The sequence below is a fragment of the Flavilitoribacter nigricans DSM 23189 = NBRC 102662 genome, assembly GCF_002646595.1.
In the GTDB taxonomy this organism is placed as follows: domain Bacteria; phylum Bacteroidota; class Bacteroidia; order Chitinophagales; family Saprospiraceae; genus Flavilitoribacter; species Flavilitoribacter nigricans.
Genome location: NZ_PDUD01000040.1, coordinates 31,113 through 47,061 on the forward strand (window position 1 = coordinate 31,113; position 15,949 = coordinate 47,061).

Annotated in this window: 6 protein-coding genes; 1 reads left to right on the forward strand and 5 read right to left on the reverse strand. The window is 52.6% G+C overall.

Going from position 1 to position 15,949, the window contains the following annotated elements; genetic code table 11:
* Window positions 1–51 precede the first annotated feature (51 nt).
* From CRP01_RS32015 to CRP01_RS32035, 5 genes are all read right to left on the reverse strand, one after another.
* The gene (locus CRP01_RS32015) at window positions 52–1,422 is read right to left on the reverse strand and encodes a PhoPQ-activated pathogenicity-related family protein (RefSeq protein ID WP_099154161.1); all 1,371 of its coding nucleotides are present in this window, start codon (window positions 1,420–1,422) and stop codon (window positions 52–54) included.
* A gap of 395 nt (window positions 1,423–1,817) precedes the next feature.
* Window positions 1,818–4,604 carry a family 78 glycoside hydrolase catalytic domain gene (locus CRP01_RS32020; RefSeq protein WP_170110621.1) on the reverse strand — a complete coding sequence of 929 codons (2,787 nt, stop codon included), beginning with the start codon at window positions 4,602–4,604 and terminating at the stop codon, window positions 1,818–1,820.
* Between the two features lie 81 nt (window positions 4,605–4,685).
* Window positions 4,686–8,114, reverse strand: a complete 3,429-nt coding sequence (locus CRP01_RS32025) for a glycosyl hydrolase (protein WP_099154163.1) — start codon at window positions 8,112–8,114, stop codon at window positions 4,686–4,688.
* A complete protein-coding gene (locus tag CRP01_RS32030; protein ID WP_099154164.1) occupies window positions 8,111–9,241 on the reverse strand; it encodes a glycoside hydrolase family protein in 1,131 nt (376 codons plus the stop codon). Before CRP01_RS32030 ends, CRP01_RS32025 begins: the two co-directional genes overlap by 4 nt.
* A 72-nt stretch (window positions 9,242–9,313) precedes the next feature.
* The gene (locus CRP01_RS32035; protein ID WP_099154165.1) at window positions 9,314–12,052 is read right to left on the reverse strand and encodes an alpha-d-galacturonidase; all 2,739 of its coding nucleotides are present in this window, start codon (window positions 12,050–12,052) and stop codon (window positions 9,314–9,316) included.
* Window positions 12,053–12,779: 727 nt separating this feature from the next.
* On the opposite strand from CRP01_RS32035, the gene CRP01_RS32040 reads away from it, so the two are divergent.
* Window positions 12,780–15,941 (forward strand): hypothetical protein, encoded by a 3,162-nt coding sequence (locus tag CRP01_RS32040; protein ID WP_143473620.1) that lies wholly within the window; start codon window positions 12,780–12,782, stop codon window positions 15,939–15,941.
* The last annotated feature ends 8 nt before the right edge of the window (window positions 15,942–15,949 follow it).

The following is a 15,949-nucleotide window of genomic DNA, read 5'->3' on the forward strand; positions in this document are numbered from 1 at the left end:
GAGCATTTCTCCGGAGATCCGGAATGATTCCCAAACCTTTCTATTTCATTTTCAATCTACGAATACTTCATCCGTATCTGCGACAAACATGCGGGTACTTAAGGTGTAGGTGCCACCGTTGGCATCCGCGTATTCCAGATCCACGTAGAATGCCCGGAATCCCGAGTCGGGATAATCGATTGGAGTGGTAAGTTCCGCCCCGCCCGGCAGGTCCAGGTCCTGCTTGGTGAAGCTGGCATCCCGAAAATCGCGATCTTCCGAATCGGCCCACCAGAGCGCAACCGACTGTAGCGCATCCATCGTACCGTTAACTTCCAGGCTGATCCCCCGGCTATCGTAATTCAGATCCCACTGGATTTGCGGGTGAGGCGCTCCGTTAAGGGTCTGACCGAAAAAGGCACTGATCGCCCGAATGGCCGCTTCTCCCCCACCCAGATCGTGGCCCGCATTGGGCAGATAGGTTATCAAATTTTCTCCCGGGATATTGTCAATATAGTGCTTGATCGCGTCAACCGGCCAGTATTCGTCATTCGTGCCGATGACGATCAGTTTGGGCATCGTCAGGTTCGCCCGGTAGGCGTAGGGGTCGATCATCCGGGCAATTTCCGGGCCTCTGCCCGTTTCTACTTCCTGCACAATGCCGAGATCCACATAGTCATTGATCTGGGGGCTGTAATCATTCCAGACGTCAAGCTGGTACTGCAGATTGACCGGCATGTTCAACACATCGATCACCATGGGTGCAATGGCGGCTACCCGCTGGTCGGCAGCTCCGGTCAACCAGCTTGTCCAACCGCGCTTGGAGGCACCCGTCAGCACAAAACGATCGATGCTGGCGGCCAGTTCTTCCTGACTGAATTCCTGGATCGCGTCCATGGCCTTTACGGCGCTTTTGACCATCGGGAACAGCAGGGGCCAGGTAAAATCGCCGTCCGCTTTGAATTGGTGCAGGGTATAGGAGATTAGGGCATCTTCACTCAGATTATCGTACAGCGGTTGATTTGGCACCTGCCACAGAACGGCGGTGATCGCCTTATTTTTCAGCGCTACCTGGGCCAGCACCAAAGAGGTGATCTCATTGGATCCGCGCCAGTCGGGTTCGCCGTCCCGAATGCCCCGTCCATTGAGGTAGAGCAATGCCCCATCGTAATTATTTTCCGGCGGAACCAGTATGGTCAGTTGGTGCACCCAGCGATGTTCCCGCCAGGTCTGGGAAGTAAGCAGCAGATCGTAAACCTTGACGCCCGCAATATCGTAGGTGGTCCTTACTTCCCAGGAAAAAGTCGGGTCATCATTATCGAGATAGCTAGCCAGGGCATTTTCGGCCGTCACACCGGACTGCCCGGGAATGCCGGTTTCCGATCGCTGACAGGATAGCAGAATGAGCAATAGAAAGAGCGGTACAAAGAGATGCCTTTTCATGAAGTTGGTGTGTTGATTGATGTTTAAAGATTAGGGTGGCCAATGTGGCAAAGGCCCAGCTGGATTACAGCAGGCCCAATTTGCTCCGGCCATCAAAGATTGGCGACCGGATCTGAATAAACCGGTTCAGATCATTAAGAGGGGCTTTGATCCGTAGTGGTCCGGGTGCCGTTTAGATTAGACTAACGATGGTTAGGTACGGGAAATTATATGCTTGACACAAAGCGGTTTGATCCGGACGGTCTATAAAGCGCCAGATCCCAATCCAATTTTGTGTCAGGATAAAAAAGGGAGTTCTGCCACCAATGATGTCTTGCTCACCTCTAACAAGAAAAAGCGGGAAGGTGAAAATGCGGAATACTAATTTACGAAGCCGAATGAATAAAAGAGTCTGGCTATAAGCTAACCACAAACCCGTACTCTCCCGAACCTACAAAAACGCGGATATGCTCCCCGGAAGCGTCCTCTTCAAATCGTATTCCGGAAGCGCTCAGCGGTAGATGATCTACGGTCAGTTTGGACAATTCCGTAGCCGGTAATACGACTGTAGCGGTGGTGTTTACCGGGATGTTTACCTCCAACTCTATCCGCGAATCCGTCCGGTTCCAGGCAGAGCGTACGCTACCGTAGGGCGTTTCAAAACTACCTTCCGTATACCCGATCTCGGAGAGCATCTGCGGCTGGATCACGATCTCCTTGTAGGCCACGCCATCGGCTGCCTGACCAATTCCGGCCAAACCGTTGTAAAACCATTCCATGATGTGCCCCAACATCAGGTGGTTATTCGAAACCACCTCCAGTGCCTGCCAGGATTCGGTCAGGGCGGTGGCACCTTTCTTCAATTGATAGCCGTAACCCGGTACATCATCCCGGGCGTTCATTCGGTAAATGATCGATCCGTTCCCGGAATCCTGCAGGGCTTTGACCAGAAAATGAAAACCAACATCACCGGCGGTGAGGGCAAAATCCGAATTTTCGATAGATCGGACCAGCGTCGCTTCCACCTCCGCACGGTCTTCCTCCGCGACCAGTCCCAGCACCAGCGGCATGGAAATAGCCGTCTGGCTACCCGTAGAATAGATCTTCGTCTTCGGATCAAAGAATTCCCAGTTGAATGCAGTTTTAATTGCTTCCGCCCAGTTGTGGTATTCCCTTTGTGCCTCATGCTTACCCAATAATTCGGCTATTTTACTCAATAATTGTACATCGTAAAAATAGATCGCAGTGGCGGTGAGGGACTTGGGGGTCAGTTGGGAGTAGCCGGGACGTTCCGGGCCGAGATCGTACCAATCGCCCAGTCCGTGGGAAACAATATGGTCCTCAGATCTATCGCGGAGGTAGGCCACATAGGCTTCCATCATCGGCCAGGCTTTCCGTAGTACTGATTGATCTCCGTACCATTTGTAGATCAGCCAGGGTACGATCACCCCGGCGCTTCCCCATTCCGGTGAGTCCGTGAAATCTCCGCCGAAACGCACGTATTCCGGAACAATGGCCGGCACCAGCCCTTCGTCGGTTTGGGCCACGATCATATCGTTGACCAGCTTTTTATACAAGCCGTAAACGTCGTAGTTGTAGTGGATACTTCCCCCCATCAGATAGGTTTGTTCCAGCCACCCCAGCTTTTCGCGGTGCGGACAATCCGTGACTACACTCTGCACATTGCTATTGATAGCCCAGCGGATCAGATCGTTGATCTGGCTGAATAAAGGATGAGAAGTGGCAAATTGCCCGGTTTCCGGCATGGCGTTGCGCATGTGGAGCATCTTCAGATCGAGGATCACAGGCAGTTCATCCGGATTTTCCTTTCCCGCGGGCACCGCCCGATCCACCTGTATGTAGCGGAAACCGTAGTAGGTAAATCGGGGTTGCCAGATTTCCGGTTTATTGCTTTTCAGTACGTAGCTATAGTCGTGCGTCCTGCCGGTCGCCTTCTGGTTGACGGCGTAGCTATCAAAGATCAGTTCACCGGGTACCAATCGGATCGTATCGCCCGGTTGGCCCTGCACCCTGACCCGGAACATTCCCGATGCATTCTGCTCGAAATCATAGGTCCAGGAATTTTCTTGTTCCTGATTGGCGTATAGTTCCCCGTGCGACAATTCCTGAGTAACTTCAACCGGATAATCCCGCTCCGGTTTCAGCTCTTCACAGGGAGCCGGGACGCGGATCGCCGCTTGCCAGTCCCGGTCGTTAAAACCGGCCAGTTGCCAATTATCCGGTTCCAGGCGGGAATCGTAGTGCTCACCGCTGTACATGCTGGAATAGGTAATGGGGCCGGGAATGGTCTTCCAATTGGTATCCGAGACGATGTTCTCCTCGGTACCGTCTTCGTAGATCAGTTGCAGCCGGCATTTCAGCATGGGATTGCCGTAGCCCGTCATCACCTTGCGGTAACGGCTGTTGGGTACAACAAAAAAACCGTTGCCCAGCATCATTGCCAGGGCATTGGTGCCGGATTTGATCTGTTCGGTACAGTCGAAAATATTGTAGAGCACCTCTGCATCGTAGTGGGTCCAGCCCGGTGCCAGTACCCGATTGCCGACCTGTTCACCGTTTAGATAGAGTTCATAATGTCCCAGACCAGTGACAAACACCATCGCTTTTTTCAATGGCTTCTGACGGCTGAACTCCCGGCGGAAAATCGGTAATTTATGGAATCCCAGATCTTTCCCTCGATACGCTTTTCCGGGATGGTGAATTCCGGGCACCAGCCGGTTTTCGGGCGGCATCTGATCGTAGGCGATCCATTCGGCACCTTTCCAGTCTGCTTCCGTAAACAACCCGGTGGTAAACTGAGCGACCGCACTCCAGTCAGACGCATGGCCCTTATCCGACCAGGACCTGATCTTCCAGTTATAAGTCCTCCCGGGTTGCAGACTTGGCCCCTTGTAGGGAATTAAAATGCTCTGTTCCTGTTTTATTTTTTTACTATCCCAGATGAGATGGGCTTTTGAAAAATCTTCAGCATCCGCCAATAGGATCTGATAGGCGGACTGTTTGACCTGCCGCTCCGTAGCGTCCAGTTTCCAGCTAAAAAAGAAAGTCTCCAATTCTACACCGGTCGGATTTTCCATATTGTCCACGGAAGTATGGATAACCCGGTATTCCGCATTCGGTTGGCTAAAAGCGAACAGCAACAACGGCAGTAGCCACAGGGCTGTCTTGCTTAGGATCTTCATAATGTTGATTTTTCTAGTTCCTGCATTTCCGGACATATAGTCTGGACTTTAGAGTTTTAATTCGAGTTTAGCCTAAAGCGACTACTCCACGCTGAAAATAGTGATCGGCCCCAATAAACCAGCCGGCAACAGTTCCCGGCCTTCCAGGCGATAAGGTGCCGTGGTCCAGGTCACCCTTTCCGCTTCCGGCAATGCATGATCACCGATCAGGCGATTGGCCCAGGTATTGCTGACTTCTACTTCCAGCAGGTTATTGCCTGCCCGGAGAAAATCGGTTATATCGACTTCGTAGGGAGCGGTCCAGGCTACGCCGCATACTTCGCCGTTAATTTTTATTTGGGCCAGATCGTGCACTTCACCCAATGATAAGTAATAGCGGCTATCATTCGCCTCTTCACCCTTCCATTCAAAATTATTGGAATAAACGACGGTGCCGGAATAGTAGCGTACGGCAGACGATTCGTGCGCCGTCCAGTCGATCAGTTGCTTGAACTCCAGGGCCGCAGCTGGGCCACCGAAGGCGGTGTCGAAAGAAACGGACCAGGCTCCGTTCAGTTCCTGCACCGGAGTATATTCCGGCCAGTTATTCTCAAAAGTTCGATCGGTTTCCTGTTGCCGGCCGAAAACTACAAAACGGGATTCGAAGGCATTCAGTCGCAGGGGGAGGGTTGTCCGTTCACCGGCTGTCTGCCACTGGCTACAACTTTGCCATTGATCCCGATTGGGATCATAAAGCATCGGCGTTTTACCGCTCACCCTAAATGAAAGATCCAAGTCCTGGACTTTATCCGATTGATTTGCAATAAAATACACCTCTTCATCTCCATGACGACGATGGTTCCAGGCGATGTTTTGAGCAGACGGATCGTCGGCTTTGCCGATCACTACATCTTTGGCCAGACCGAATGGTTCAAAGGAATCAGCCGTATAGGTTCCCGTAATGAGCTGCCCTTTCCCAATCTTGGTGGCGACCAATTCCGTTCCCCGCGATCCTGCGAACAAAGTATGGATCACTTCATCGAACTCCGCCTGCTTGGAGGCCGGTTCGAGTTCCAACAAATGCGTCGGTTTTTCCTGCATGTAGACGTTAGCACCCTCCCGTACCAGTTGGAGTATCTTCTTCGCGACCGCCAGACTCATCCGGTTGCCTTCGGGCATCATTCTTCGGGAGCCTGGGATCACCAGCAGGGAATAAGCAGCTCCGCCGGGCAGGACAATCTTTCCGTCCCGAACTTCGCTCAGTCGCAATAAGGCATGCCGGTTAAAGGAATCGTAGGCATTTCCCCGCAGCGGATCGACCCAGTTGACCGGATCGGCAATATTGGCCACTGAGGTCACTCCTGCCGGTCGCTGCCGCGTCGGGATCCCGCTATTCGCCAGACGGGCTTTCTCCCGGCGCAGGATCGTATCTCCGAATATTCCGGGTAAAACCGGCACCAGACGATCCGGCAGCAATGCCCGGCGGGGAAATTCCTCTCCAGTAAAAACGGCCACATCTACTACCGGAACACCAGTCTGCAGCAGTTCCTGACACCGGGTAATGTAGTCCATCCAGGCCGGGCCGCCGGTAGCGAACCAGGTCTGATTAGGTTGGTAGAAAAAGCCAACTGTTCCGAGGGTCATCCCCGGTTTTTTATCTACCCAGGGATTATGGTTAAAAACGTGGAAGATAATACGGTTGATGCCGAGTGCGAAATTGCGATCCAGGTCCTGTTTCAGTTTGGCCGGATGTTCGTCCCAGTCCAGCCGGATTTCCGTAAAACTCTCCGACTGAATGATCTTCTTCCCGTAGATATGTCCGCCCGAGATCGCATCCAGGATGTCGTTGGGTTTATCGTGGGTCGGACTGTTGTACCAGAATTCACCCATGGGCAGATCGACGGTACCGTGGTGCAGCATTCCGTCTCCAACCATCACCGGGGCGATACTTTCGGCACTGAACAGCAGGCCTTTGGCCGCTGCTTTCTGCTTAAAGGTCCCAAAGAAATTGTCCCGGACCAATTCGCCGATCGTCTCCCGCACATCCAGCAATACCTTTTCGCTGAATTCAGCGGATTGCACCGGCACTCCCGTCATGACCAACAAATACGGCAGCAGATCGTAACCCCGGCGACTGGCAAACTCTTCCGTGAAGGACGCCGACCAGTTTTGACTCCCGCATTCCCAACTATCGACATGGAAGATCTTCAGTGTTTCTTCGATCGTCTCCGGTGGTATCTGTTCGTAAAATGCGCCCAGCCAGCTGTCAAACTGGAGTTCCACAGCAGCGGGATCAAATTTATCGCACTCCAGGCCCTTGGCCCCACCGCCGATGTAGTTGGTTTTGCCCGTGGAAGTGTATCCGATGCGGCGAACGCGCCAGTTGCCCGCAGGTATGGTCCATTGTAATTTGCCGTTAGCATCGACCCGATCCGTCAAGTCTATAATGTCTTCCGGCGATATCCACTGTTCAGGGTCGAATTGTTTGTGCGCCGTATGGTCGGCAATCCGCCAGATGGACCCGTTTTTGCCTTCGTACTGATGTATTTTAGCTTCCGCCGATAATTCAATGCCAGGTATTTTGAGCGATTGTCGCCATTTGGCTGCATCGAGATCTTCCGCCCCTGGTTCCGTGCCCTCCGGATCGTAGCGGAGCCGGAAATATCTGGCGGTAGCCGGAGGAATGGCGTGGGTCACATCCACCTGGCCGTCCATCCATCCCTGCCGTTGGGGCTGCAGGCGGGTATGTTGTTGAAAATTGGTTCCGTTATTACTGGTTTCCACGATCAGACGGTGGGCCTGAAAAATATTGCCCGCAGCTTTGATTGTGATCGAGCGGCAGGTAAAGGGTTTATCAAATTCAAATTGGATCCAACCCGGTTCGTCCGCTCGCAGCCGCTGGTCCTTTATCGCAGGATCGTTTAACCAGAAAACGTCGGTATCGGGCAGGTTGGTAGTAACTAGGGGCTTTAAAAGGTAACTAGACTGCAATTGCTCCGGATCAACCCGATAGGCATAGGTTTTAATGTCTTGGTAGAAGCCCTCGATAGTCTCCGGCTGGGGCAGATCGCCCGACCATTCCCCGGCCGTGAGCAAGGCATCCGCCCACACCACCTTCTTCATGGATTTCTCCGGACTGATCCAGGGACCGCCGGCAGTGGTAAATCCGTCACAGGCGTGTAATCCAAGTTTGATTCCCACCCGTTCCGCTTCCGCAAAGGCAAAGCGCACCAGATCCCACCAGTGTTCCGTCATCTGCACCGCGGGCGGTGTAAATTTGGGTGGATCGGAAGCGCCCCGGATAAAGAAAATATAAGCGCCGCCGATGCCCTGTTGTTGCATCGCTTCCAGGTCGAGGGTAATGCCGGCTTTGGAAACGGCGGCATCATTCCAGTACCAGAAAACCCACGGCTGGGCCGTGAAGGCGTCCGATTCGGTAATCGTTCCTGGGTCGTTCACCGAACCACAGGCTCCGAACAGTAAGGATAAAAGGGCTAGCTGAATTAGCAGGTAAAGGCGTATTGGTCTCATTGCGGGTGCTCCTCCGAAGATTTAAAGTGTAAACTACTCGTGCCCAAGTCTTGGCTGGTAGCCACGGCAATGCCTCTATCCTGCCCCTTATTGACGGCACAGTAAAAATGATAGACCACCCCTTCGTGCTGAATGACACAGGACTTATGCGCGAACATGTCATCGTAGGGTTCCGAAGGAGCGATCAGGTCTTCCCCCTCCCATTCCGTCCAGTGTACCAAATCGTAGGAACAGGCAAAGCGGTTGAAGGCCAGATGATCTTCCCGGGTGGGCCAAAATGCGCCAAAGTAGAACATCACCCAGATATCGTCGATCTTCTGGAGCACGGCGTCCCCGGAGATACCTTTGTGGTGATTGATCAGGGGAGTATCTCCGAAGCGCTGCCAGTCCACCATATTCTCGGAGACCGCCATGCCGATGCGCTCGGCACCCCGCGCCGGATTGATACTGTCCCCCCGGGCATTGTAGTACATCACGAAGGGATATCCGGTGAGTTGTTCTTTATCTTCCATGACCCAGGTCTTGTAAATCGTGCTGTTATCAAACCAGCGGGCGTTACTGTCGGTAGCCATAAAGATCGGTTCGTCCAGTCGCTGCCATTCGTGCAGTGAAGTTGGAGATTGGCCGGTAAAAGCCATACCCGCCGAGAGCAACCCTTTTTCGTACCCGCGGGAACTACCGCCGAAGTAAGGCATCCAGTATTTATCATCATAAGTATGTAGTTCGTAGGAGCCACCCCAGGTGGGATCCTGCAGCGCCGGATAACCCGCCTTTTGATTTTCATCCCAGTCGGTGCTGTCGGAAAAGGACAATACCGTGCCCAGCGTATTCCATTGCAACAGGTCTTCACTCTCCGCCAACCAGGTCTCATATCCCCGGCCGTCAAAGATAAAGTAGGTCATGTACCAGTGATCGTTTTCCCGAAAGATGGTCGGACAATCAATTTTCAGGGTGTCCGAATCCGGGACCATGATCAAGCCGTATTTGTACGGCGTCCGGATGGTTTCGTAGACTTCCTGCATTTTCTCCGCAGAGACTGTTGTCGGCAGCGGCTCCGGCTCGGAGCATCCGGCTATTCCGGCAAAAAGGAGCAGCGCAACAAGCGCCCGGCTAACTGATCTTATCATGCTTCTGAGTTAATTGGATGGTCATTTTAAATTTCATAATGGTGCCGAGGGATAAATAGTAGTAATTACTTGCTAATAAAATAGCCAGTCGACCGGTGCGCCGTCCTTTTGGTCCGTAATTCCGGCATCGTGCATTTTAATATCCGTGTCGCCGGTAACTGCTCCCAGGATCAGCACCCGACCCTTTCCGAGTTTTAGTTCGTGTGTGCCGGGTTCGTAGGTATAGGTATAGATATTGACCGGATACAACCCGTCCATTCGCAGGGCATTGGCAATTTTGATATCGGCCTGCCCCCGGTTGTTGGCACTGGCGTTCGTTTCCAGCGTGGGCGGACGCAAGGTCGTATAGCTGTTGGTATTAAAATACCCCACGACGATCTTCACCGTGTCCTGATTCTCGAATTTCAGGATGGTGCCTTCCTCCTGCTGTTGTTGGTCCCCAAAGCGGATACCCTGCAGTTTCCCCAGTTCCGGCGCTACTTCCAGGATCTGATAGTCGCGGTCCGCATAAATTTTGGCCCCCGCCCGCAAATCATAAGTCCCCTGGTGTTCGCTCAGAATAGTGATGGATGCCGGTTGCAGGATCGCCCGTTTCGGTCCTGTAGCGGCGCCCTCCTGCTTGTCCTGCAGGGTGGCTACATTTCTTTGAAAGTTGTCGAATTCATTCTGATAATGGACCAGCAATTCCGCCCAGGTCTTGTTCGTTCCGTCCCGACCGGAGATCGGTACCCGGCGCTGTTGCGTTTGCATACTATTAGCGTAGAGGTAAGTATCTTCGGTCCGCTCCACCAGATCCGCAAAGTGGGTCAGACTCCGTTCCAGGTGGACGCCGGCCGCTTCCAGTGCGGTTACATCACCCTGGTATTTATACTCCAGCACTTTCATGGCCGCCTGGACTTTCTCGTAAAAAAAGTCCGCAATGTCGCGGTAGCAGTATACATCGTTTTTCAGGCGGGCAAATTCCGCCGCGTTGGCCTGCACCGATGGGGCCGCCCGCTCGATAGCTTCCACGGCCCGTGCCGCGTGTGCTTTCACCGCCTCGACCAGGGGCAGCGGCAATTCTCCGCTATGGGATTCCCCGGCAGCTTCCTTCCGGGCGTAATCGATGGGCCGTTCGCCTTCCGGGCCGTTGCTGTCCACGAAGCTTTGGTAGACATTCCATTTATCGGGATTTACCAGCTGGCTCATGAACATCCCCAATAACAGGGTCTGCCGGTTGCCGTCGGAAATCCCGAAGCGGCGAAGCAATTTAGGCGCGATCTCGCCCATTTCCTCGTAAGCCGTCAGAATATCTCCGCCACCGGCTTCACAGTCATAAAAACGGGCCAGTCGTTCGGACCAGTAGGCATCCTCCTCCACTTCGTCCCGTCGACAGTCCCAGGCGTAGCGGGCCCAGGCCGCGTACCAGATCCAGTCGCGTTCCATTTCCAGCAGGCGGGGATCCGTTTTATCGGCGGTATAGGGCCAGTCCCAATAAGAAGCCTGCGGGTATAAATGCAGTCCGTTGGCTCCCTGCAGATCGTGCATGGCCACGGTGCTTTTCCGGATAAAATCCGGCGAACCGTAGCGAAAGGGTTCCAGGTTGGCCAGGATGTGCACGTTGGAGATATGGACCGATCCCAGCGAACTCAGTGCCTGGTGCACATCTACCCAGGAATTCCGGGGTTCGTAGGTTGTCAGTGATTCTCCGTTGTATTTTGCGGTGGTGTAAAGATTCCGGTAACTTTTCAAAGCTTCGTCCATTACCCGTTTGGGGTCGGTGTCGTGCCCCCGGAGCACAATTGGTGGTTCTTCGCTGATGTTCAGGCGTTCCAGGCCGTCCTTAACGCCGGGAATGATCGTTTCGGTAAACCACTCCACATCGTCCTCGATCGTATTCATGGCCTCGCCCAGGCACACCATCAGTCCCACATTGGGGTACTTTTCGATAAAGGCTGCGACGGATTTACGCGTATAATCCGCCACTACCGGAATGATCGACCGGGACCTGTCCTGCGTTTCGATCTCATGGTGTTCGGCGAAGGGTTTGGATACAATAATATTGTAAAACATCTGGATCACCCAGATACCGCGCTTGTCCGCTTCCTCGGTCAAAAAACCGAAGATCTCCTCGTTGCGGGCGAAAGTGTCATCATCCACTTCTACCGCATAAGGGTAATCCGGCAAACGCACCAGCGATGCGAAGGGGTGTCCGTTCCAGAGGTAAAGGGAATTGAGGCGGTTTTCCACCATCATGTCCAGGTATTGGATCCAAAGTTCCTTATCGTAAAACCAGGGGAAATTTTCGGGAGTATACGGGTATTCGTACACTTCCCTTTCGGGCAGGTATTCCGTTTTTTGCAGGCCGATGCAGGTTCCCCTCAGTACCATCTCCGGTTGCTCGCTCCGGTCGATCGCTTCCGGGATACCTCCTTTGGAGGCGATGCGGTCCGCCAGATCCAGGCAGGCGTAGAGTACGCCGCTGGCATCTTTTCCCGCTATCCAAGTCTGACCTCCTTTTTTTTGAATGCGATACCCTTCCTTTTGCTCATTTTTGCTCATCCAGGTCTGATCGATCAGATGATCATCCGAATTAAGCCCGATCACGATAGAAGGACGATTAGAATTGGTATCCAGCGTTTGGGTGTGTGCCACCTGATAGCCCTGCTCTTCCAAGGCTGCGGAAAGACGTTCAGCGGCGAATGCTATCCTCGGGGAAAGGTCGGCGGCCTTAACCAGTGAGACCGTCTTCGATTGATTACAGGCACCCAGCAAAATGGTCCAGACAGCAAGCCAGAGCCAGTTTTTAAGGCGATTTTTTGGTAAAGGCATCTCTCAATTTGTTGAAGGTATGTAGGCAATTTTGATCATTTCTCCGATCCGGGAAAGAAAGCATGGTCGAGAAAGTCCTAAGATAGCGGTTGTGTGCCGCTTTTTCTCCGGACTACTTCCAGCGCATTTTCCGCTTACCAGCCGACGGCTTTCCTCTCAATAAAATGGACCTGCCGGGGGCCTCCGGAAAGTGATTTACAGCATATCATTTCATTCTTTTTTGGGATCTGCAAAGTCCACTCCGACTTTGTAAATAATCAACTAAAAATGAAACCGATTTTGGGGCAATAAAACGTGAAAACGTTTACATTTTTCGACAAATTCAAGCATTTGTTTTTGATTTTCGCTTGAAAGTCAGCCGGAGCTATCCCATCATCAGAATCAAATTTAGCATTGAGTCATCGCCATCAGCACCTCAGGATAAAACACTCCCATAATCGCTCATTTTTACATATTCGATAAAGATTTACATATATTATTTTTCATAATTAAAAAGTAAATCTTTTCTATCACCCGAGCTTAGTCCGGTAATTTTTCGTCTCCAAAGAAGCCTAAAAGTATCTGAAAAATTTGTCTTTTTTGGTAAAAAAAGAGAATAATTATCGTGTAAACGTTTACATTTTAGAAGAATTTTAATTATTTGTTTTTATGCACTCCAACAAAAGATTTTGTCCCTATATTGGGCTGCATTCGCCTATTATTTGAAAGCAAGAACAGAAAAACCAAGGTGAGATCTAATATCAAAATCAGTCTTATTGGGCCGTGCGCAGTGCTGGTATTCCTGTTTGCCTGCCGGAGCCATCCCGTTCCGGATCCAGTCGAACGGAATGCAGCTTTGCCGATAGCGGATTATTCATTTAAATACGACTGGTTTTTAGATCCTCCCAATGAATTTCGTTCCCATCCGTTTTACTCCCTTAACGACAGTCTGGAGGCCGGAGAACTAAGCCGGCAGATCCGGGATTTCAAACAGGCCGGTTTCGGTGGCTTTTATTTGCACAGCCGCCAGGGACTGCTCACGGATTACCTTAGTGAAGAATGGTGGGAGCTGATGAATGTGGCAGTAGAATCCGCCCGGGACGTTCAACTCCGGGCCATGTTCTACGATGAGGACAAATGGCCCAGCGGCTATGCCGGCGGGCTCATTCCGGAACAATCCGAAGATTTCCGTGCGAAGGGGCTGGCGAAACTCGACCTCGAAACGGCCCTGCCCCCCGGATCGACCGTGCTTAAGAAGGACAGTGCATTTCAATACATTCAGTATACGGCGCAATACGGCTACGATATTTTCAACGGCACCTGTTACGTCGACCTTTACAATCCGAAAGCGGTGCGGCAGTTCATGGAAAGTACCCATCTCCCCTATTTTGGAAAATTCGGCCCGAAGATCAAAGCCGGAGAACTTTTCATCTTTACGGACGAGCCCCATATCCACGCCCGCTATTTTCCCGCTGGCACCAAACACTACGGTACCCTCTCCTACTCTCCTTATCTGGAAGAAAAATTCTGGGAACTGTACGGAGATGCTTTGCGTGATCAGGTCGATCTGCTGTTCGAAGAAAAAGGAAACTGGCGGGAAGTCCGCTGGCAATACCACCGGGCTAAATCCCTGCTGTTCGAAGAAAGTTACACCCGGCAGATCGCCGAATTTTGTGCAGAGCACGGAGCTCAACTTACCGGCCATTTTCTGGGGGAGGATGGCTTACAAAAAGTACGGGACCGCATCGGTAATTCCTCCCTCCACTACCGCAGCATGCAGCAGCCCGGCATAGATCATCTGGGACTCACCATCGATAAGCGGATCATCACTGCCAAATATCTCAGCAGCGTTGCCAATCAGTACGGCAAACGCATGCGACTGAGCGAGCTATTCGGAATCAGCGGTCAGAACATCAACTTCCAGGAAAGGAAGTGGCTGGGCGGCTGGCACGCCGTTCTGGGGATCAACCATTTCTGCCCGCACCTGACCTCGTACAGCATTACCGGCGCCCGAAAAAGAGATTATCCACCAACCTTCTCCTACCACCAGCCCTACTGGCCGTATAACAAAATAATCGAGGATTATCTGGGCCGGATCAGTTACGCCGCTACCGTTGGCCAATACGATCCCCGGGTACTGGTGATCAGTCCGCTGGAAAGTGAATACCTCAAAAGCAGGAATGAAGGGGAGTTTACCGGTAGCACGCTGCAGGTCCTAGAAAGCCTGCAGGATCACCACATAGATTTCGACATGGGAGACGAGGAGATCCTCAGCGATATCGGCGAGGTGGACGCCAATAGGATAACGGTCGGTGAGATGCAGTACCGATACGTCATCCTCCCATCCATGTTGAGTCTGCGACGGACTACGCTTCAGCTATTGTTAAAATTTTCCCGAGCGGGAGGCGCTATTTTCAGTACGGGAAAATTGCCCCGGTATTTTGACGGCCGGGAAGATCCGCAGGCACTGAGCCGCCTGCGATATGCCGTTACGTCACTTTACGGTGAGACCTTTGAAAAAGAACTGACGCAAAAGATACCAGCCGCGCTCCGGATCGATGGCGATCAGGCAGAAGATATCTGGCTGCAGACCCGAAAGGCCGGGCCCGACCAGTTTTATCTGCTCTACAACCGCTCCAATGTTTCCGCAGTAAGCATGCAGATACAACTGCCGGCGGGAACAACCGATCCGGTGCTCTGGGACCCGGCGGAAGGTAGTACTTCCCGGCTTCTGGCGAATCCTGATGGGAATATCTCCCTGCAACTGGCCCCCGGCGGATTTTACTGGATCACAACGGGACAGCTCAGTAAAAATGTACCGAACCTTCGGCAAAGTGATTCGCCCCGGTCCACAACTGCCCGATTACAGCTACAAACGCCCTGGCTGGGCAAAAGACTGGATCCCAACGCCCTGCTTCTCGATTTTGCCGCCTATTCCATGGACGGCGGGCAGACCTACAGCGAACCCGAGCCGGTTATCGGTATCTGGAACCGCTTGAAAGAGGAGCAATACCGGGGAGACCTGCGGCTGAAGTTTTCGGCCGCCATCCAGAGCCTGCCGGAACAGTGCGCGCTGGCCATAGAGCGTCCGCATAACTTTCGACAAATACAGGTCAACCGGCAAACGGTGACCTTCGGAAAAAACGGGGACTATTTCATCGACCGGGGGATTGCCAGCCGGGATATCACCAGCTTACTTCGCACCGGCCGTAACGAGATCGATCTGCAGATCAGCTTTTCGCCACCGGATCCACTCAGTCCGGAACCGGCGCAGCGGTACGAAACGGAATTGGAAAGTATTTACCTGACCGGAGACTTCGGCGTATTTTCCGAACAGGTAGATACCATTTCCGATACCCAGCGTAATCGATCCAAGGATCTGGCCGACCGGCCCGCCTATGCTTTTGAAGACTATTTCCTGGATCGGGAAAAAAGCCGGTTTTCGGAGAACCTGACGCTCCAGGGATATCCATTTTATGCCGGGAGCTTCACACTTGCCAATTCCTTTGAGATCGACGAAAAGGAACCCGGTAAACGCTACACCCTGGATCTTTCGGAAGTGGCGGCCATGGTTATTGAGGTGAGCATCAACGAGCAGTTCGTGGATACCCTGAGCTGGTCGCCGTATCGGACGGATATCACTGATTATATAAAACCAGGCCGGAATGCCATTCAACTCAAAATAGTCAATTCGCTGCGCAACCTGCTGGGGCCCCATCACCATCGGGGCGGCGAACTGATCAAGGTTGGGCCGAACAGTTTTACCGGGGCCGGAGGATTCCCCGACGGCCGGGGTGAGGCGGACTGGTACGATCTACGCAAAACCAGGAAAGATCTGGCCATCTGGACGGATACCTACTACCATATTCCCTTTGGATTTTTGGCAAATGTGGCCATTACGATCAATTGAACGGTACG